16 protein-coding genes are annotated in these 18,590 nt (G+C 78.1%); 15 read left to right on the forward strand and 1 reads right to left on the reverse strand.

The window, feature by feature from the left end; all coding sequences use genetic code 11:
• The first annotated feature begins 180 nt into the window (after positions 1-180).
• The 15 genes from AB6N23_RS06890 (at position 181) to AB6N23_RS06960 (ending at position 16,607) form a co-directional block, all read left to right on the forward strand.
• Entirely contained in the window at positions 181-1,107 is a 927-nt protein-coding gene (locus tag AB6N23_RS06890; RefSeq protein WP_412865351.1) for an ABC transporter ATP-binding protein, read from the forward strand.
• Positions 1,104-1,973, forward strand: a complete 870-nt coding sequence (locus AB6N23_RS06895; protein ID WP_412865352.1) for a hypothetical protein — start codon at positions 1,104-1,106, stop codon at positions 1,971-1,973. Before AB6N23_RS06890 ends, AB6N23_RS06895 begins: the two co-directional genes overlap by 4 nt.
• A gap of 65 nt (positions 1,974-2,038) precedes the next feature.
• Positions 2,039-2,812, forward strand: coding sequence for a hypothetical protein (locus AB6N23_RS06900; protein WP_412865353.1), 774 nt, complete (start codon positions 2,039-2,041; stop codon positions 2,810-2,812).
• Positions 2,813-2,906: 94 nt separating this feature from the next.
• A complete protein-coding gene (locus AB6N23_RS06905) occupies positions 2,907-4,307 on the forward strand; it encodes a sensor histidine kinase (RefSeq protein WP_412865354.1) in 1,401 nt (466 codons plus the stop codon).
• Positions 4,304-4,987, forward strand: a complete 684-nt coding sequence (locus tag AB6N23_RS06910) for a response regulator (protein WP_412865355.1) — start codon at positions 4,304-4,306, stop codon at positions 4,985-4,987. The genes AB6N23_RS06905 and AB6N23_RS06910 overlap by 4 nt, the downstream gene beginning before the upstream one ends.
• A 65-nt stretch (positions 4,988-5,052) precedes the next feature.
• A complete protein-coding gene (locus AB6N23_RS06915; RefSeq protein WP_412865356.1) occupies positions 5,053-5,751 on the forward strand; it encodes an MSMEG_4193 family putative phosphomutase in 699 nt (232 codons plus the stop codon).
• A gap of 44 nt (positions 5,752-5,795) precedes the next feature.
• Entirely contained in the window at positions 5,796-6,353 is a 558-nt protein-coding gene (locus tag AB6N23_RS06920) for a DUF3090 family protein (RefSeq protein ID WP_412865357.1), read from the forward strand.
• Positions 6,350-7,126 (forward strand): SCO1664 family protein, encoded by a 777-nt coding sequence (locus tag AB6N23_RS06925; protein WP_412865358.1) that lies wholly within the window; start codon positions 6,350-6,352, stop codon positions 7,124-7,126. Before AB6N23_RS06920 ends, AB6N23_RS06925 begins: the two co-directional genes overlap by 4 nt.
• A 114-nt stretch (positions 7,127-7,240) precedes the next feature.
• The gene (locus tag AB6N23_RS06930) at positions 7,241-8,056 is read left to right on the forward strand and encodes a DUF2382 domain-containing protein (RefSeq protein WP_412865359.1); all 816 of its coding nucleotides are present in this window, start codon (positions 7,241-7,243) and stop codon (positions 8,054-8,056) included.
• Positions 8,053-8,730 carry a hypothetical protein gene (locus AB6N23_RS06935; protein ID WP_412865360.1) on the forward strand — a complete coding sequence of 226 codons (678 nt, stop codon included), beginning with the start codon at positions 8,053-8,055 and terminating at the stop codon, positions 8,728-8,730. Before AB6N23_RS06930 ends, AB6N23_RS06935 begins: the two co-directional genes overlap by 4 nt.
• A 102-nt stretch (positions 8,731-8,832) precedes the next feature.
• Positions 8,833-10,200 carry an SWIM zinc finger family protein gene (locus AB6N23_RS06940; RefSeq protein WP_412865361.1) on the forward strand — a complete coding sequence of 456 codons (1,368 nt, stop codon included), beginning with the start codon at positions 8,833-8,835 and terminating at the stop codon, positions 10,198-10,200.
• Positions 10,197-11,765 (forward strand): DUF5691 domain-containing protein, encoded by a 1,569-nt coding sequence (locus AB6N23_RS06945; protein WP_412865362.1) that lies wholly within the window; start codon positions 10,197-10,199, stop codon positions 11,763-11,765. Before AB6N23_RS06940 ends, AB6N23_RS06945 begins: the two co-directional genes overlap by 4 nt.
• The gene (locus AB6N23_RS06950; protein WP_412865363.1) at positions 11,762-12,949 is read left to right on the forward strand and encodes an ATP-binding protein; all 1,188 of its coding nucleotides are present in this window, start codon (positions 11,762-11,764) and stop codon (positions 12,947-12,949) included. Before AB6N23_RS06945 ends, AB6N23_RS06950 begins: the two co-directional genes overlap by 4 nt.
• Positions 12,946-15,291: a DUF5682 family protein gene (locus tag AB6N23_RS06955; protein ID WP_412865364.1), complete on the forward strand. Its 2,346-nt coding sequence runs from the start codon at positions 12,946-12,948 to the stop codon at positions 15,289-15,291. Before AB6N23_RS06950 ends, AB6N23_RS06955 begins: the two co-directional genes overlap by 4 nt.
• A 35-nt stretch (positions 15,292-15,326) precedes the next feature.
• Positions 15,327-16,607 (forward strand): VWA domain-containing protein, encoded by a 1,281-nt coding sequence (locus tag AB6N23_RS06960; RefSeq protein ID WP_412865365.1) that lies wholly within the window; start codon positions 15,327-15,329, stop codon positions 16,605-16,607.
• Between the two features lie 61 nt (positions 16,608-16,668).
• Here AB6N23_RS06960 and ggt read toward each other — a convergent pair whose 3' ends face one another.
• On the reverse strand, positions 16,669-18,522 hold the full coding sequence (gene ggt, locus AB6N23_RS06965; RefSeq protein ID WP_412865366.1) for a gamma-glutamyltransferase: 1,854 nt from the start codon (positions 18,520-18,522) through the stop codon (positions 16,669-16,671).
• Positions 18,523-18,590: the final 68 nt, after the last annotated feature.

Here is an 18,590-nt window from a genome sequence, read left to right on the forward strand (position 1 = left end):
TGCCGCGCCCGGCCGCCCGCCCGGGCGCTGCCGGCACCGCGGACGGGGACCCCTCCTCCCGCGGGAGGAGGGCGCCGGCCGTCGGTTCTCCTCCACCGGCAGGTCCCGGCCGCCCCACCCGTCTCCGTAGCGTCGCCGACGGACGCCCCCGGGCGGCCGACCCACGACGGAGGAGACGCGATGATCGAGGTGGAGGCGCTGACCAAGCGCTACGGCAGCACGACGGCGGTGGACGGGCTGACGTTCACCGCGCGCCCCGGGACGGTCACGGGGTTCCTCGGGCCGAACGGTGCCGGGAAGTCGACGACCATGCGCGTCGTCGTGGGGCTCGAGCGCCCGACCTCCGGCACGGCGCGGGTCGCCGGACGCCGGTACGCCGACCTGCCCGCGCCCCTGCACGCGGTGGGCGTCATGCTCGACGCCCGCTCGGTGCACCCCGGCCGCACGGCGTACAAGCACCTGCTCGCGATGGCGCAGACCCACGGCATCGGCAGGGCACGTGTGCACGAGGTCATCGCACAGACGGGCCTGGAGCCCGCGGCGCACCGCCGTGCGGGCACGTTCTCGCTCGGCATGGGCCAGCGGCTCGGCATCGCGGGGGCGCTGCTCGGCGACCCCGCCACGCTGATCCTCGACGAGCCGGTCAACGGCCTCGACCCCGACGGCGTGCTGTGGGTGCGGCGTCTGGTGCGCGACCTCGCGGCCGAGGGCCGCACCGTGCTGCTCTCCTCGCACCTCATGCACGAGCTCGCGCTGTGCGCCGACCGCGTCGTCATCATCGGTCGCGGGCGGCTGCTCGCCGACGCGTCCGTGCAGGAGGTCGTCGACCGCTCCGAGCGCGCCGGCACCGTCCGCGTCCGCACGACCGACGCCGAGGCGCTCGCGCGCGCGCTCGTCGCCGCGGGCGCGCAGGTCACACCGCAGGGGGGCGGGGCCCTGCACGTGCGCGGCATGTCGGTCGACGAGGTCGGCACGGCCGCCCGCCGGTGCGGCGCGACCGTGCTCGAGCTCGGCACCGAGTCCGGGTCGCTCGAGGAGGCGTACCTGCAGCTGACCGGCGACGCCGTCGAGTACCGCACGGCCGACGTCGCGGGTGGTGCCCGGTGAACGCCGCGACCGCGACCGCGACCCCGCACGGCGTGCCGCCCGCGACCGCGCGCACCGGCCCCCGGTTCGGGCGCGTCGTCGCCGCCGAGCGGACGAAGCTCGTCTCCCTGCGCTCGCCGTGGTGGACCGCCGCCGTGACGGTGGTCGTCGCCGGCGTGATCACCTACCTGAGCGCGGAGGCGTCGTCGGGCGACCCGGGGTTCGTCCCGGTCGACTCGCTGTCGACCGGCCTGATGCTGGCGCAGGTCGGGCCGCTCGTCCTGGGCGTGCTGGCCGGTGCCGGCGAGTTCCGCACCGGGGCGTTCCGGACCTCCTTCACGGCGGTGCCGCGACGGTGGCCGGTGCTCGTGGCGCAGACTCTCGTCGTCGCGGCGTTCGCGCTGGTCACGGCGGTGCTCGCGGCGGCGGCGTCCGTCGTGGGGATCCTGCCCGCCGCGGCGTCCCGCGGCATCGCCGTCGACCTCGTCGGCGGCGACACCCCGGGCCTGCTGCTCGGGATGGTGCTGTTCGTCGTCGGCCTCGCGCTGCTGGGGCTGGCGCTCGGCGCGCTGCTGCGGCGCACGCTCCCGGCGCTGCTGGCCGCCCTCTCGCTGGCGCTGGTCCTGCCCGTCGTGCTCATGACGGTCGGGGACCCCGGCACCGACGCCATGGGCATGGCGGTCCCGCACCGGGTCACCGTGCCCGGCGCGCTCGGGACGTTCACGCCCGGCGGCGCCGCCCAGCTGATGACGACGTCCACCTCGGCCGGCCCGATGCCCGGGTCGCCGGACCTCGGTCCCGTGGGCGGCGGCCTGGTGCTCGCCGCCTGGGTCGTGCTCCTGCTCGTCGTCGCCCTCGTGCGGCTGCGCGCGCGGGACGCACGGTGACGACGCTCGCCCCCGGTCCGCGCACGGCGGCACGTGCCCCCCGCGGCGCACCGGCCCGGCCCGGCGTGACGTTCCCGCGTGTGCTCGCCGCGGAGTGGACGAAGCTGACGAGCGTGCCGGCGCACCTGTGGCTGGCACTGGGCACGGTCGTCGTCGCCGCGGGCACCGCCTACGGGCTCGGCGCGTTCGTCCGCCCCGGGGACGGCCGCTCCGGCTCCTGGGTGGTGGTGTCCGGCTTCGTCCTCGCGCAGCTCGGGTTCCTCGTCCTGGGGGCGGTGGCCGGCACGGAGGACCACACGACGGGCACGGCGCGCACCACGTTCGCGGCCGTGCCGCGCCGGTGGCCCGTGCTCGGGGCGCAGGTGGTCGTCACGGCCGTCGCGGCCGCGGTCACGGCGGCGGCGGCGCTCGGCGCGTCGTACCTGGCGACGATCCCGCCGCGCGCCGGCGACGCACCGGCGCTCGACCTGTCCGTGCCGGGTACGCCCCGGGCGCTGGTGGGCTTCGTGCTCGTCGGGGTGGCGTTCGCGCTGCTGGGTCTGGGTCTGGGTGCGCTGCTGCGGCGCCCGGCCGACGCGCTGGTCACCGGCGTGGTGCTCGTGTTCCTCCTCGACCTGGTGCTCGCGGGCAACCCCGGCCGGGTCACCGACACGATCGGCGCGCTCCTGCCGTCGGCGGGGGCGCGGCTCCTCGAGGACGACGCCGCGCTCGCGGTGCTCGACGCGGCGACCCGTGGACCTCGGCTCGGCGTGTGGGGCGGCGGAGCCGTCGTCGGCACGTGGGTGCTGGTGGTCCTGGGTGCTGCGGCCTACCGGTTGCGGCGCCATGACGTCCGCTGACGGCGCCGGCGCCCGGGCGGTCGGGCGACCGGCCGGCCGGGGACCGGCCCGCTCCGGCGGGACCCCGCCGGAGCGGGGGTGGGAGCATGGGGCGGTGCCGACCCGACGCGTCACCCTCACGCGGACCGGCGGCCCCGCCGCGCCCCCGGCGGCCGCGCTGACGGAGGCGCAGGTCAGCGGGGGCAGCCCGGTCGCCCGCCTGGTCCAGGCCCGCCCCTGGGTCATGGACGTCACCGTCGCGGGCGTGATGCTGCTCGTCGGGCTGGTCGGTGCGGTCTTCGCGTGGGAGGCCGCGGCCGGCGCGCAGGCGCTCGGGCTGTACCCGCGGGACGCCGACGTGTCCGGCCGGATCACCGCCGTCTGGCTGGTCGGCGCGGCGCTCGGTGCCGGCCTGCTGCTGCTGCGGAGGGCGGCGCCGCTCGCCGTCACCGCGGCGCTGACCGTGCTGGCCGTGCTCTCGCTGCTCGCCGCCGGCGTGCTCGGCGTGCTCGGTGCGTGCGTCGCGTGCGCCCTCTACAGCGTCGCCGCGGCCCACGGCGCGCGCACCACGTGGCTCGCCTTCGGCGGGGTCCTGACGACGCTCACCGTGACGCTGTGGCGGTGGCAGGACATCGGGCTGATCGAGGTGATCGCGTGGTTCGGCGCCGCGACGGGGACGTCGTGGGAGCCGGCGCAGTACCTGCCGGAACCGCTGTTCTCGCCGGGGCGGCGCACGGGCTCGGTCCTGCTGCTCGTCGCGCTGCTCCTGCTGGGCGTGGCGGTCGGCTCCGCCGCGCGGGCCCGCCGCCTGCACGCGCTCGACCTCGTCGAGCGCTACCGCGCGCTGGCCCGCGAGCGCGACCAGAGCGCCGCCCTGGCCCGCGCGGCCGAGCGCGCGCACATCGCGCGCGAGATGCACGACGTCGTCGCGCACAACCTGTCCGTCATGGTGGCGCTCGCCGACGGCGCCGACGCCGCCTTCGAGCGCGCCCCGGACCGGTCGCGGGACGCCGTCCGGCAGGTGGCGCGCACCGGCCGGTCGGCGCTGGCGGACATGCAGCGCGTCCTGGGGGCGCTCGGCACCGACGGCGGGGACGACGACCCGCGGGTGGCACCCACGGAGGTCGACCTGGCCACCGTCGTCGAGCGCTTCGGCACCGCCGGGATGCCCGTGACCGCGTCCGGGCTGGACACGGCGCTGCCGGACGACACGTCGGTGCGCCTCGCCGTCACGCGCATCCTCGGCGAGGCCCTGACGAACGTGCTGCGGCACGCGCCCGGGGCGCCGTCGGTCGAGGTCGCGGTGCGCCGCACCCCGACGGCGGTCGAGGTGGAGGTCGTCGACGGCGGCGGCACCCGCGCCGGCGACGGCCCCGGGACGGGACGGGGCCTCGTCGGCATGCGCGAGCGCGCCGCGCTGCTCGGCGGGCACGTCACGGCGGGGCCCCGCGCGGGCGGCGGGTGGCAGGTGCACGCGGTGCTGCCCTGGTCGCACGACGAGGGAGGCGGACGATGACGACGGTGCTGCTCGTGGACGACCAGGCGCTGCTGCGCGTCGGCTTCCGGCTCGTGATCGAGTCGGAGCCGGACCTCGAGGTCGTCGGCGAGGCCGCCGACGGCCGGGTCGCGCTCGACCAGGTGGCCGCGCTCGCGCCCGACGTCGTGCTCATGGACATCCGCATGCCGGGCATGGACGGCATCGAGGCGACGCGGCGCGTCGTCGCGGACCACCCCGGCTCCCGCGTGCTGGTGCTCACGACGTTCGACGTCGACGACCTCGCGTTCGCGGCGCTGCGTGCCGGAGCCAGCGGCTTCCTGCTGAAGTCGGCCCGCCCCGACGAGCTCGTCGACGCGATCCGCACGGTCGCCGCGGGCACCGCGGTGGTCGCACCGCGCGTGCTGCGGCGCATGCTCGACCTGTTCGCGCCGCACCTGCCGGCCGGCGGTGACGTCCCGCCGGACGACGGCCCGGACTTGCGCCTGCGCGCGCTGACGCCGCGCGAGCTCGAGGTGCTGCGCCTCGTCGCGGAGGGTGCGTCGAACGCCGAGGTCGCCGCCGAGCTCGTGGTGTCCGAGACGACGGTGAAGACGCACGTGGGCAACGTGTTCGCCAAGCTGGGCGCGCGCGACCGGGTGCAGGCCGTGATCATCGCGTACGAGTGCGGCCTCGTCGGGCGGGGCGCCGCGCGGCGCTGAGGGCGCTGGGCGGCGCTCGGCGGGACGCGCGTCGCCGTCGTGCCGCCGGTGCCTAGGCTGCGGGGGTGGCCACCGTCCTCCTCGTCCGGCACGGGCGCACCGCCGCCAACACCGCCGGCGTCCTCGCCGGCCGTACGGCCGGGGTGCGCCTCGACGCCGTCGGGCGCACGCAGGCCGCGCGGGCCGGTGCGCGGCTCGCCGGCGTCCCGCTGGCCGCCGTCGTCAGCAGCCCGCTCGAGCGCTGCCGGCAGACGGCCCGCGCGCTCGTCGCCGCGCACGACCCCGCCCCTGCCGTCACCGTGGACGCGGCCCTCACCGAGTGCGACTACGGGCGGTGGCAGGGACGCGCGCTCGCCGACCTCGCGTCGGAGCCGCTGTGGTCCGTCGTACAGACGCAGCCGTCGGCCGCCGTCTTCCCGGACGGCGAGTCCCTGCCGGCGATGCAGGCGCGCGCCGTCGCGGCGGTGCGCCGGCACGACGCCGCGGTCGAGGCCGCGCACGGACCCGGCGCGGTGTGGGTCGCGGTGAGCCACGGGGACGTCCTCAAGGCCGTCCTCGCCGACGCGCTGGGCATGCACCTCGACCTCTTCCAGCGGATCACCGTCGGCCCGGCGTCCGTGTCGGTCGTGCGGTACGGGCGGCACCGGCCCGACGTGGTCGCGACCAACACCGACGCCGGCGACCTGTCGTGGCTCGCGGCCGCCGCACCCGTCGGGGACGCCCCCGTCGGCGGCGGCGCCGGGCACGCACCGGCCGCCGGCTGAGCCCAGCGGCGGCGGCGCGGCGGACCCGCTCCTAGACTGCCTGCATGCCCCAGGTCGTCCACGAGTTCGACTGGCCGGACCGCGTCGTCGTCGGCACCGTCGGAGCTCCCGGCGCCCGCACCTTCTACCTGCAGGCCCGCACGGGCGCGCGGTCGGCGAGCGTCGTGCTCGAGAAGGAGCAGGCGGCCCTCCTCGCGGAGAAGCTCGACGAGCTCCTCGGCGAGCTGACCGCCGACCCGGGCACCGGCATCACGGTCCCCGCGCAGACGCCCGCGGAGCTCCTCGACGACGAGCCGCTGGACCAGCCGGTCGAGGAGGAGTTCCGCACGGGCACGCTGCGCCTGGGCTGGGACCCGCGGACCGCGCAGGTCGTCATCGAGGCGTACCCGCTGCCGGAGCCGCGCGACGACGGCGAGCTCGCGTTCGGCGAGATCGACGACGAGCCGGACGAGGTGCTGCTGGTCCGCATCCCGGTCGGCACGGCACGGGCGTTCGTGCAGCGCACGCGCCAGGTCGTGCGCGCCGGGCGGCCCGCCTGCCCGTTCTGCGGTCGGCCGGTCGACGCCGACGGGCACGTCTGCGCGCTGCCCGACGACGTGTGACGGCGCCCGGGGACGCCGACCTGGACGGCGGCGAGATCGAGCTCGTCGGCCGGATCACCGTCGCGTCGAACGCCACGTTCCTCGGGCGCGTCGGCGACGTGCCGGTCGTCTACAAGCCCGTCGACGGCGAGCGTCCGCTGTGGGACTTCCCCGACCGGACGCTGGCGCGCCGCGAGGTCGCCGCGTACCTCGTCTCCGAGGCGACGGGCTGGCGGGTCGTGCCGCGCACGTGGCTGCGCGACGGCCCGCTCGGCCCCGGCATGGTGCAGCTGTGGTGCGAGCCCGACCCCGGCCAGGACCCCGTCGACCTGGTGCCCGCGGACGCGGTGCCGGCGCAGGGGTGGCGCCGCGTGCTCGAGGGCAGCGACGAGGACGGGCGCACCGTCGCGCTCGTGCACGAGGACTCGGCGGCGCTGCGCCGCATGGCCGTGCTCGACGTCGTCCTCAACAACGCCGACCGCAAGGGCGGGCACGTCCTCCCGCAGGCCGACGGCCACCGCCACGGCGTCGACCACGGCGTGACGTTCCACGTCGAGCCGCGGCTGCGCACGGTGCTGTGGGGGTGGGTCGGCGAGCCGCTCGACGCGGAGGAGCGCGCCGGGGTCGCCCGCGTGCGCGCCGGCCTCGACGGTGCGCTGGGGGACCGGCTCGGCGAGCTCCTCGCCGACGTCGAGGTCGCGGCGCTCGCGGCGCGCTGCGAGCGGCTGCTGCAGGCCGGCGTCCTGCCCGGCCACGAGAGCGACATGCCGGCGGTGCCCTGGCCGCTGTTCTGACCGGCGGTGCGCCCCGCGGCGCCCCGGCGAGGCCGCCTGCGGTCGCGGGCGACCTGTCGTCGTCCTACGTTGCCCAGATCAGCAGGTCGATCGCCCATACCGGGAGACACCACCATGATCAGCACGGACGACATCCAGCACCTGCTCGTCTCCGGCGGCACCGTCGTCGGGACGGACGGCGACAAGATCGGCAAGGTCGGGCAGCTCTTCCTCGACGACCGCACCGGCGACCCCGAGTGGGTCACCGTGACCACCGGCCTGTTCGGGCGCGCGGAGTCGTTCGTCCCGCTCGCGGACGCGACCGTGCGGGGCGACGAGATCGTCGTGCCCTACGACAAGGGGAAGGTGAAGGGCGCACCGCGCGTCGACGACTCCGAGGGGCACCTCTCGCCCGACGAGGAGCGCGAGCTGTACCGGTACTACGGCTTCGACGACGGCGCCGACGCGGACGGACCCGCGGCCGGCGTCGCGACGGGGGCGCCGCACGAGGAGGCGGGCCGCGACCGTGACGTCGACCCGCACGGGGACGTCGACCAGCACCGTGACGTCGACCCGCACCGTGACGTCGACCCGCTGGGGGACCAGGACGCGTACCGCGACCAGGACGCGTACCCCCGGCAGGACGCGCAGCGGGACCAGGACGCCGCGGACGACGGGCGTCGCACCGGCGGGCGGCACGTCGCCGACGCACCCGTCGACGCCCCGCCGGCGACGGACGGCACCGGGCCCGCCGCCGCGGAGCCGGCCACCGGCGCCGCGACGCTCGCGACCGGCGGTGCGCGCCTGCGGCGCTACGTGGTCACCGAGGAGCAGACCGTCACGGTGCCCGTGACGCGCGAGGAGGTGCGGGTCGAGCCCGCGCCCGGCGCCGACGGCACCGCCGAGCCCGACCGCCGCCCCCAGCCCGACACCGACAGGAGCGCATCGTGAGCACGCAGGACGACCCCCGCACCCCCGGCCGGCCCGACGTCCCGGACGGAGACGGCGCACGCCCCGACACACCGTCCGGCGGTGCCGTCTCGGCGCGGGCGTTCGGCCGCGACCGGCAGAGCGTCGTCGCGCGCGAGAAGGAGGAGTACGGCGGCATCAAGCTCGGCTCGGCCTTCTTCGGGTGGCTCACCGCGACCGGCACCGCGGTGCTGCTGACGGCGCTCGCGGCAGCGGCCGGCACCGCCGTCGGCCTCGCGAACGACACGACCGTGGGCGAGGCGGCCGACCAGGCGGCGTCCGACCCCGGCTCGGTCGGGGTCGTGGGCGCGATCGTGCTGGCCGTGATCCTGTTCCTCGCCTACTACTGCGGCGGGTACGTGGCCGGCCGCATGGCGCGGTTCGACGGCGCCAAGCAGGGGCTCGCCGTGTGGCTGTGGGCGGTGGTCATCGCGATCGCGGTGGCCGTGCTCGCGGCGGTGGCGGGCGACCAGTTCGACGTGCTCGGCGAGCTCAACAGCTTCCCGCGCATCCCCGTCGCGGAGGGCGACCTCACGACGGCCGGGATCGTCACGCTCCTCGTCGTGGCGGCGGTGACGCTGGCCGGCGCGGTCGTCGGCGGCCTCGCGGGCATGCGGTTCCACCGCAAGGTCGACCGCGCCGGCCTCGGTCGCTGACCGGGGCGCACGTCGGGACGCACGTCCGGACGGGCGACACGGCGCGGCGCGCGAGGCCGCGCGCCGCGTCGTGTCGTACCCGTCCGGCAGGATGGCGCCACCATGGACCGCTGGAGCCTCGACGACGTGCAGGCGGCCGCGCCCGACGCGTCGTCGCTCGCGGCGGCCCGGCGGCTCGCGCAGCCGGGGCCGTGGTCGGAGACGGGCGCGTCCGACGCCCTGCTCTGGGGCCGCTGCCAGGGGTCGGGCCGCACGCCGTACCAGGTGAGCGTCGACCTGCAGGCGCGGGCGTACCGCTGCTCCTGCCCGAGCCGCAAGTTCCCGTGCAAGCACGCGCTCGCGCTGCTGCTGCTGTGGTCGGCGGGGGCCGTCGGTGACGACGCGCAGGCGGCCGACTTCGCGCAGGAGTGGGCCGACGACCGGGCCTCGCGCGCCACGCGGCGCGCCGAGAAGGTGGCGCAGCCGGACGTCCCGGCCGACCCCGAGGCGGCCGAGCGCCGGCGCGCGCAGCGCGTCGCGACGATGTCTGCGGGAGTCGAGGACCTCGCGCTGTGGCTCGCCGACCTGGTGCGCGCCGGGCTCGCGGCCGCGCGGCGGCAGCCGCTCGCGTGGTGGGACGCCGCCGCGGCGCGGCTGGTCGACGCGCAGGTCCCCGGCCTCGCCGAGGAGGTGCGGGCCACCGGCAGCCGCGTCCAGCACGACGACGACTGGGCGCCGGTGCTGCTCGCGACGGTGGGCCGGTGGTGGTCGCTCGTGCACGCGTGGCGGCGGCGCGAGGAGCTCGACGAGGGCACGCTGGGCGACCTGCGCGCCGTGCTCGGGTGGGCGCAGGCCGCCGACGACGTGCGCGCGCGTGACGCGGTGACCGACACCTGGCTCGTCCTCGGGGCGTTCCGCACGCAGGACGGCCGGGTCCAGCAGCAGCGCACGTGGCTGCGCGGCGAGGGCACGGGCGAGGTCGTCCAGGTGCTGGACTTCGCCGCGGGCGGTGACCCCCTGCCGGTCGCGCAGGCGGTCGGTGCGCTCCTGCGCGGCGACGTCGCGCGCTACCCCGGTGCGGCGCTGCGGCGGGCCACGTTCGTGACCCCGCCCGAGGTCGTCGGCGCGGCGCCGGCCCTGCCCGCGGGGGGTGACGTCGCCGCGGCGTTCGACCGGCGCGCGCACGTGCTCGCGGCGAACCCGTGGACGCGCCGGGTGCCGGTCGTGCTCACCGGTGCGCGGCTCGACGTCGTCGCGGCGGCGGGTGCGGGCGCCGCCGACGGCGGGGCGGCGGGCGGGGTGGCAGGCGGAGTGGTCGCCGTGGACCCGGTCGGCCACGTCCTGCCGGTGCTGCCCGACGTCGACCCGTGGGGCCTGCTCGCGCGGTCGGGCGGCGCGCCCCTCGACCTCTTCGGCGAGCTCGAGGACGGTGCGCTGCGCGTCCTGGCCGCGGCCGGTCCCGCAGGCGTGCCGGGGGTGGTGGGCGCATGAGCGGTGGCCCGGACGTCGACCGCTGGTGGGCCGCGCTCACCGCCGCGGCCCTCGTCGGCGCCGGGCGGGGCCGGGTGCCGGCCGTCCCGGACGCCCTCGGGGTCGTCCCGCGCGCGGACGCCGACGCGCCGACCGCGCTGCTCGACGCCGCCGCGCTCGGCGGCGCCCTGCAGCTGGCGGGTGCGGTGCCCGCGCCGGCCACGACGACACCGGCACCGTGCCCGCCCGACGCCGCGCCCGAGGCGCCCCCGCGCGCGGTGCAGGTGCTGCGGCTCGTGCTCACGCAGCCGCCGGTGGGGCGCGAGCTGCGCGACGCGCTCCTCGAGCGCTGGTGCGCGGCGGTGGCCGCGCACGGCCGGCGCGTGCCGCACGCGCTCCTGCCGGCGCTGCTCGCGGAGGCCACCCGCCGGCCCGACGTGCGGGCGGCGGTCCTCGGGGTCGTCGACGCCCGCGGCCGCTGGCTCGCCGCCCGCCGTGCGGAGTGGTCGTGGGCGGTGGACGAGGGGGCGGCCACGCCGGCGGCGGCGGACGACGCCGCGCTGCTGCGCCTGCCGGTCGCGGAGCTCGTCGCACGCGTCACGGCCCTGCGCGCGACCGACCCCGGGCGCGGGCGCCGGGTCGTCGCCGCGGTGCTGCCGACGGCGGGCGCCGAGACGCGCGCGGGGCTGCTGCACGCGTTGTCGGGGGGCCTCGGCCCGGCCGACGAGGACGTGCTCGAGGCGGCGCTCGACGACCGGGCCGCGACGGTGCGGGCCGCGGCCGCCGAGGTCCTCGACGGGCTGCCGACCTCCGCCCGGGCCGCCCGCATGGCCGCGCGGCTGGCACCGCTGCTCACCGTGCACGGGCTGGTGCGCAAGCGGCTCGAGGTGGCGCCGCCCGGTGCGCTCGACGCCGCGGCGCGCCGTGACGGGCTCGGCGCCGGGCCGGGCGGCGCCCGCGACGCCGCGGTGCTGTCGGCGCTCGTCACCGGCGCGCCGCTCGACGTGCTGACCGCCGCGGCCCGCACCGACCCCGCGGGCGTGCTGCGCATGGACGCGGAACGGGTGCTGCGGGCGGCGGTCCGCCGCGCGGTCGTGGCACGGCGGGACGCGGTCTGGGCCCGCGCGCTGCTCGCCGAGGAGTGGGACGCCGCCGCGACGGCCGTGCTGCCGCCCGCCGAGGGGCGCGAGGCCGCCCGCCGGTGGCTCGCCGCGACGCCCGCGGACGTGCTCGCGTCGATCGCGCACGCCCTGCCCGGGCCGTGGGACGCCGCGCTCAGCCACGCCGTGGCGGAGGCCGTGGCGCAGGTCGCCGCCGACCCCGCCACGACGCGCACGCTCGTCCTGCCCGTCGAGGCGCTCGGCCGGCAGCTGCACCCCGCCGCGCGCGAGCCCCTCGCCCGGGCGCGCGACGCGGCCGACCGGGCGGCGGCCGACGCCGAGCGCGCCGTCGAGCGCGCCCGCGACCCCCAGGAGTCGGCGCGGCTCGCCACCGCCCTCGCCGCGTTCCGCACGCGCGCCCGCGCCCTGACCGACCTGACCCAGCACCTGTCCCTGCTCGCCACGACCGACGAGGCCCTCGCATGACGTCGCAGCACCCCGCCCCCGACGGCACCGGCACCACCGGCACCGGCACGCCCGGGACGTCCGACACCGGCACGTCCGTCAGCGGCTCCGCGGACGGCGGTGCGGACGCACCCGTGCTGCGTCCGCACGCCGAGGACGCGTTCGCCGACGAGCTCGCGGCGCTCGCGGCCGCGGACGACCGACCGCGCCCGCCCGGGTGGCGCCTGTCGCCGTGGGCCGTGACGACGTACCTCGTCGGCGGGACGCTGCCCGACGGGACGCCGGTGAGCGCGAAGTACCTCGGCTCCCGCCGCCTCATGGAGATCGCCGTGGCATCGCTCGCCACCGACCGGGCGCTCCTGCTGCTGGGCGTGCCGGGGACGGCCAAGACGTGGGTCGGCGAGCACCTCGCCGCCGCGGTGAGCGGCGACTCGACGCTCGTCGTCCAGGGCACCGCGGGCACCCCGGAGGAGCAGCTGCGCTACGGCTGGAACTACGCGCGGCTGCTGGCCGACGGCCCGACGGCGGAGGCCGTCGTGCCGAGCCCGGTGATGCGCGCGATGCGCGACGGCGCGCTCGTGCGCATCGAGGAGCTGACGCGCATCCCCGCGGACGTGCAGGACGCGCTCATCTCGATCCTGTCCGAGAAGACGCTGCCCGTGCCCGAGCTGCGGACCGAGGTGCAGGCGCGCCCCGGCTTCAACGTCATCGCCACGGCGAACGACCGCGACAAGGGCGTCAACGACCTGTCGTCGGCCCTGCGGCGGCGGTTCAACACCGTGGTGCTCCCGCTGCCCGACACGCTCGAGCAGGAGGTCGAGATCGTCCGCACGCGCGTCGCCGCGGTGGGCCGGTCGCTCGAGCTGCCGCCCGAGCTGGCCGCGCTCGCGCAGATCGAGCGGGTCGTCACGGTGTTCCGCGAGCTGCGCGGCGGGGTCACGCTCGACCGGCGCACCACGGTGAAGTCGCCGTCGGCGACGCTCTCGACGGCGGAGGCGATCTCCGTCGTCACCAACGGCACCGCGCTCGCGGCGCACTTCGGCGACGGGGTGCTGCGGGCCGAGGACGTCGCGGCGTCCCTCACCGGTGCCGTCGTCAAGGACCCCGTGCAGGACCGGCTCGTGTGGCAGGAGTACCTGGAGACCGTCGTCCGCGACCGCGCCGGCTGGGAGGACCTGTACCGGGCGTGCCGGGAGCTCGTGTGAGCGCGACGGCCCGGACGGGTGCGACGGCCGGCCGCGTGCACGTGCTCGGTGTCCGGCACCACGGGCCGGGGAGCGCGCGGTCGGTGCTGGAGGCGCTCGACGAGCTCGACCCGGACGTGCTGCTCGTCGAGGGCCCGCCGGAGCTCGCGCCGCTCGTGCCGGTCGTCGCGGACCCGGGTCTCGTCCCGCCGGTGGCCGGCCTGGTGTACGCCGTCGACGAGCCGTGGCGGGCGTCCTTCTACCCGATGGCGGCGTTCTCGCCCGAGTGGGTCGCGCTGCGGTGGGCCGTCGCACGCGGGCGCCGCGTCGAGCTCGCGGACCTGCCGGCCGCGCACCTGCTCGCCACCCGCGCGCAGCAGCTCCCCGGGCACGCGGGACCGGCCGACGGCGGCGACGCGGCCGACGCGCACGACGAAGGACCGGGGGAGGCGTCGGAGGAGGACACCCCGCACGACGGCCTCGCCGCGCTGCCCGCCCCGCCGGACCCGGTCGCCGAGCTGGCGCGCGCCGCCGGCTACGACGACCCCGAGCGGTGGTGGGAGGACGCCGTCGAGCACCGCTCCGGCTCCGCGGTGGCCCGGTTCGACGCGCTGCGCGAGGCCATGGCCGCCGTGCGCGCGGCCGGGCCCGGGGACGACCCCGAGACCCGGCGCCGGGAGGCGGCCATGCGCCGGGCGGTGCGGGCGGCGCTGCGCGGCGGGGCGGAGCGCGTGGCGTTCGTGTGCGGCGCGTACCACGCACCGGCCGTCCACCCCGACGCCCGCGTGCCCGTCAAGGACGACACCGCGCTGCTCACCGGCCTGCCGAAGGTGAGGGTGACCGCCACGTGGGCGCCCTGGACCGCGGGCCGGCTCGCGACGGCCAGCGGGTACGGCGCCGGCGTCACGGCGCCGGGCTGGTACCAGCACCTCTTCGTCGCGGGGGCGCGGCCGGGCGCGACGGCGCAGGACGTCACCACGTCCTGGCTCGTGCGGGTGGGGCGGGCGCTGCGGGACGAGCAGCTCGACGCCCCGCCGGCGTCGGTCGTCGAGGCCGTGCGGCTCGCGGAGACGCTCGCCGCGGTGCGCGGCCGGCCGTCCGTCGGCCTCTCCGAGGTCACGGACGCCGCCCAGACGGTGCTCTGCGGCGGGTCCACCGTGCCGCTGCAGCTCGTGCACCGCACGCTCGTCGTGGGCGAGGCGATGGGCGCGGTGCCCGACGACGTGCCGATGGTGCCGCTCGCCGCCGACCTCGCCCGCCGGCAGCGCGCGCTGCGGATGACGCCGTCCGCCGCGGCGACCCTGCTCCAGCTGGACCTGCGCAAGGAGCAGCACCGCGAGCGGTCGCTGCTGCTGCACCGCCTGCTGCTGCTCGACGTGCCGTGGGGCCGGCCCGCGGCCGTCACGACCCGGACCACCGGCACGTTCCGCGAGGCGTGGGACCTGGAGTGGGTGCCCGAGCTGTCGGTGCGGCTCGTCGAGGCGGGCCTGCGCGGCACGACGGTGCCCGCGGCGGCCGAAGGCCTGGTGCGCGAACGTGCCGCCGCGGCGGCGGACCTGTCGACGCTCGCGGACCTCGTCGAGCAGTGCCTGCTGTGCGACCTGCCCGACGCCCTGACCGCGGTGCTCGTCGCGCTCGAGCAGCAGACGGCGCAGCAGCACGACCCGCTCACGCTGCTGCGGGCGGTCGAGCCGCTCGCGCGCACGCGCCGGTACGGCGACGTGCGCGACGTCGACACCGGCGGGGTGGCGCGGGTGCTGCGGACCGTCGTCACGCGGGTCGCCGTCGGCCTGCGCGCGGCGTGCGCGGCGCTCGACGACGACGCGGGTCAGCTCGTGCGGGACGCGGTGGAGTCCGCGGACCGCGGCGTGCGGCTCCTCGACGACCCCGCGCTCGACGCGCCGTGGCGGCGCGGCCTGACGGACCTGGCCGCCGACGAGCGCGTGCACGCCGCCGTCTCGGGCCGCGTGCACCGGCTCCTGCTGGACGACGGGACCCTCGACGTGACCACGGTGGCCGAGCGGATGTCGCGCCGGCTGTCGGTCGGCGCGCCCGCGCCCGCGGGGGCCGCGTGGCTCGACGGGTTCCTCGAGGGCGACGCGTTGCTGCTCGTGCACGACCCGGTGCTGCTCGCGCTCGTCGACGACTGGGTCCGCGGCGTGGACGACCGGACGTTCGAGGACCTCCTGCCGCTGCTGCGCCGCGCGTTCGCGCGGTTCTCCGACGCCGAGCGCCGCGAGGTCGGACGCCGGCTGCGCGGGCCGGCGGGGGCGCGCACCACCGCGGTGCACCTCGACCTCGACCGGGCGCTGCCCGCCGTGCACGCCACCGCGCGGCTGCTCGGGCTGGAGCCGGTCGCGTGACGGGCGCATCCGGAGCGGGGCCGGAGGGTGACCCGGTGGGCGACGACGAGCGGGTGGACGAGGTGCCCGTGGACGACGAGCGCGTGGCCGACGAGCGCGCGGGCGAGGAGCGCGTGGACGACGTGCACGACGACGACGACGCGGCCGCCGCGCCGGTGCGGGACCGGGCGACACGCTGGCGGCTCGTCCTCGGTGCGCCGGCCGAGGAGGGCCTGGGCGGCGTCGCGCTCGACGCGGACGACGCGCGTCGTGACGCGGTGCTCCGCGAGCTGTACGGCGAGGGCGGCGGCGCGGGGCGCCGCGGCGGGCTGGGCGGGTCGTCACCGCGGGTCGCGCGCTGGCTCGGCGACATCCGCGCGTACTTCCCGTCGTCCGTGGTGCAGGTCATGCAGGAGGACGCGATGACGCGCCTGGGCCTGCGCGAGCTGCTGCTCGAGCCCGAGATGATGGCGGCGGTGCAGCCGGACCTGGACCTCGTGACGACGCTCGTGGGGCTCGGCCGGGTGGTCCCCGAGCACTCCCGCGAGACGGCGCGGCGCGTGGTCCGCACCGTCACGGACCAGCTCGAGGAGCGCCTGCGCGCGCGCACGGTGCAGGCCGTGACCGGCGCGCTGGACCGGTCGGCGCGCACGCACCGGCCACGGCCCGGCGACGTCGACTGGGGCGCGACCATCGCGGCGAACCTGCGGCACTACCTGCCCGAGCACCGCACGGTGGTGCCGGAGCGGCTGGTCGGGCACGCGCGGCGCACGACGCAGGTGCAGCGGGACGTGGTCCTGCTGGTCGACCAGTCCGGGTCGATGGCCGAGTCGGTCGTCTACTCCAGCGTCTTCGGCGCGGTGCTGGCGTCGATGCGGTCCGTCGCGACGCGGCTCGTCGTCTTCGACACCGAGGTGGTCGACCTGACGGACGCGATGGACGACCCCGTCGACGTGCTGTTCGGCGTGCAGCTCGGCGGCGGCACCGACATCCGACGGGCGCTCGCGTACGCGCAGGGCCTGGTCGAGCGGCCGACCGAGACGGTGCTCGTGCTGATCAGCGACCTGTACGAGGGCGGCATCGCCGAGGAGATGGTGGCGCGCGCGGCGGCGCTCGTGCGGTCGGGCGTCACGGTCGTCGCGCTGCTCGCGCTGAGCGACTCGGGCGCGCCGTCGTACGACCACCGGCACGCGGCCGCGCTCGCCGAGGTCGGCGTGCCGGCGTTCGCCTGCACGCCCGACCTCTTCCCCGACCTCATGGCCGCGGCGATCGAGCGCCGCGACATCGGGCAGTGGGCGGCGGCGCAGGGCATCGTCACGACGCACGCGGACGGCTGAGCGCGCGGACGGGTGACCGCGCGGAGGTGGCGCGCCCGCCGACGCACCGCACGACGGCGCCTCACCGCCGCCGGTGCACCACCCCCGCGCTGCCGCCGCCGCGGCGCTCCGGCTCGGCCACGGACAGGAACCGCCCGTGGTCGAGGAGCTCGATCGCGGTGGCCGCGCCGATCTCGGGGTTGTCGGCGAACGCGTGCCCGAGGGCCTCGAGGTCCGCGCGCGGGAAGCCCGACTCGGCCTGCACCGTGGCGGTGTTGCGCGGGGTCGCCCGCGGTGCGGCGACGGCCGCGTCGAGCGGCATGCCGAGGTCGAGGCGGTTCACCAGGACCTGGAGCACCGTCGTGATGATCGTCGACCCGCCGGGGGAGCCGAGGGCGAGCAGCGGGCGGCCGTCCCGGACGACGATCGTCGGTGCCATCGAGCTCCGCGGCCGCTTGCCGGGGCCCGGGAGGTTCGGGTCCGCGCCGCCCTGCGTGTCGGTGAGGCTGAAGTCCGTGAGCTCGTTGTTCAGCAGGAAGCCGCGCCCGGGGACGACGACGCCGTTGCCGCCGGTGGACTCGATCGTCAGCGTGTACGCCACGACGTTGCCCCACCGGTCGGCCGTCGTCAGGTGCGTCGTCGACGTGCCCTCCGCGCCCTCGGGCCCGGCCGTCGCGGTCGCGGCGCAGTCGCCGTACGCGCCGTCGGGCGTGCCCGGCGCCACCGGCTTCGGCAGCGCCGCCGCGGGGTCGACGAGGCACGCGCGCTCGGCGGCGAACCCGTCGGACAGCAGCTCGTCGAGCGGGACGTCGACGACGTCGGGGTCGCCGACGTACCGGTTGCGGTCCGCGAACGCCAGCGCGCCGGCCTCCAGGTAGCGGTGCAGCGCCTGCGTCTCGTCGAGCGCGCCGAGGTCGACGGTCTCGAGGATGTTCAGCGCCTCGCCGACGGTGGAGCCGCCCGACGACGGCGGGGCCATCCCGTACACGTCGAGCCCGCGGTACGTCACGTGCGTCGGGTCGCGGCGCAGCGCCTCGTAGGACGCGAGGTCGCCGAGCTCGAGCAGACCCGGCCGGACGACGCGCGTGCTGCCCGGCACGACCGGCGGCGCCTGCACGGTGTCGACGATCTCGCGTGCGAGCCGGCCGGTGTACAGCGCGTCGACGCCGCGGTACGCGAGGAGGGCGTACGTCCGGGCGAGGTCGCGGTTGCGGAAGACCGACCCGACGCGCGGGGGAGCGCCGCCCGGCAGGAAGAGCTCCGCGGTCGACGTGACGTCGTCGAACCGGTCGGCGTTCTGCGCGGTCTGCTCGGCGAACGTCTCGTCGACGACGAACCCGTGCTGGGCGACGCGCGTCGCACCGGCCAGCGCCCGGCGCAGGCTGATCGTCCCCCACGCGTCCAGCGCGGTCTGCCACGTCGCGGGCGTCCCGGGCACGCCCACCGACAGACCGGACGTCACCGCCTCCTCGAACGGGATCGCCGTCCCGTCCTCCACGAACGCGTCCGGGCCCATCGCGGCCGGCGCGGTCTCCCGGCCGTCGATCGTGTGCACCTCACCCGTGCGGGCCTCGTAGAACACGAGGAAGCCGCCGCCGCCGATGCCGGCCGAGTACGGCTCCGTGACGCCGAGCGTCGCGGCCGCGGCCACCGCGGCGTCGACCGCGTTGCCGCCGTGGCGCAGGACGTCGAGGCCGACCCGCGTCGCGTCCGGGTCGACCGTCGCGACGGCACCGCCCGTCCCCACCGCGACGGGCACCTTCGCGGGCGGCCGGCCACCGTGCCACCCGCCGTGCCACCCGCCCGGACCGCCCCGACCGTGGTCGAGCCCGCGGGCGTCCGGCGACGCACCCGCCGGGGACCCGTCCACGCCCGGTGCGGCCCCCGGGGCCTCCGCGATCAGCGCCTCGACCTCCGCGGACGACACGTCGGCCACGTCGGCAGCCGCGTCGGTGCCGGCGGCCGGGCCCGGCGGTGCCGCCGCCACCGGCGCGACGCCGGCGG

The sequence above is a fragment of the Cellulomonas pasadenensis genome (assembly GCF_047229365.1).
Lineage (GTDB): Bacteria > Actinomycetota > Actinomycetes > Actinomycetales > Cellulomonadaceae > Cellulomonas.

Excerpts from the sequence above, each read along its gene's own strand:
- AB6N23_RS06910 (WP_412865355.1), top strand. The coding sequence starts at position 4,304 with ATGACGACGGTGCTGCTCGTGGACGACCAGGCGCTGCTGCGCGTCGGC.
- AB6N23_RS06890 (WP_412865351.1), top strand. The coding sequence starts at position 181 with ATGATCGAGGTGGAGGCGCTGACCAAGCGCTACGGCAGCACGACGGCG.
- AB6N23_RS06930 (WP_412865359.1), top strand. The coding sequence starts at position 7,241 with ATGATCAGCACGGACGACATCCAGCACCTGCTCGTCTCCGGCGGCACC.
- AB6N23_RS06945 (WP_412865362.1), top strand. The coding sequence starts at position 10,197 with ATGAGCGGTGGCCCGGACGTCGACCGCTGGTGGGCCGCGCTCACCGCC.
- AB6N23_RS06950 (WP_412865363.1), top strand. The coding sequence starts at position 11,762 with ATGACGTCGCAGCACCCCGCCCCCGACGGCACCGGCACCACCGGCACC.
- AB6N23_RS06940 (WP_412865361.1), top strand. The coding sequence starts at position 8,833 with ATGGACCGCTGGAGCCTCGACGACGTGCAGGCGGCCGCGCCCGACGCG.
- AB6N23_RS06920 (WP_412865357.1), top strand. The coding sequence starts at position 5,796 with ATGCCCCAGGTCGTCCACGAGTTCGACTGGCCGGACCGCGTCGTCGTC.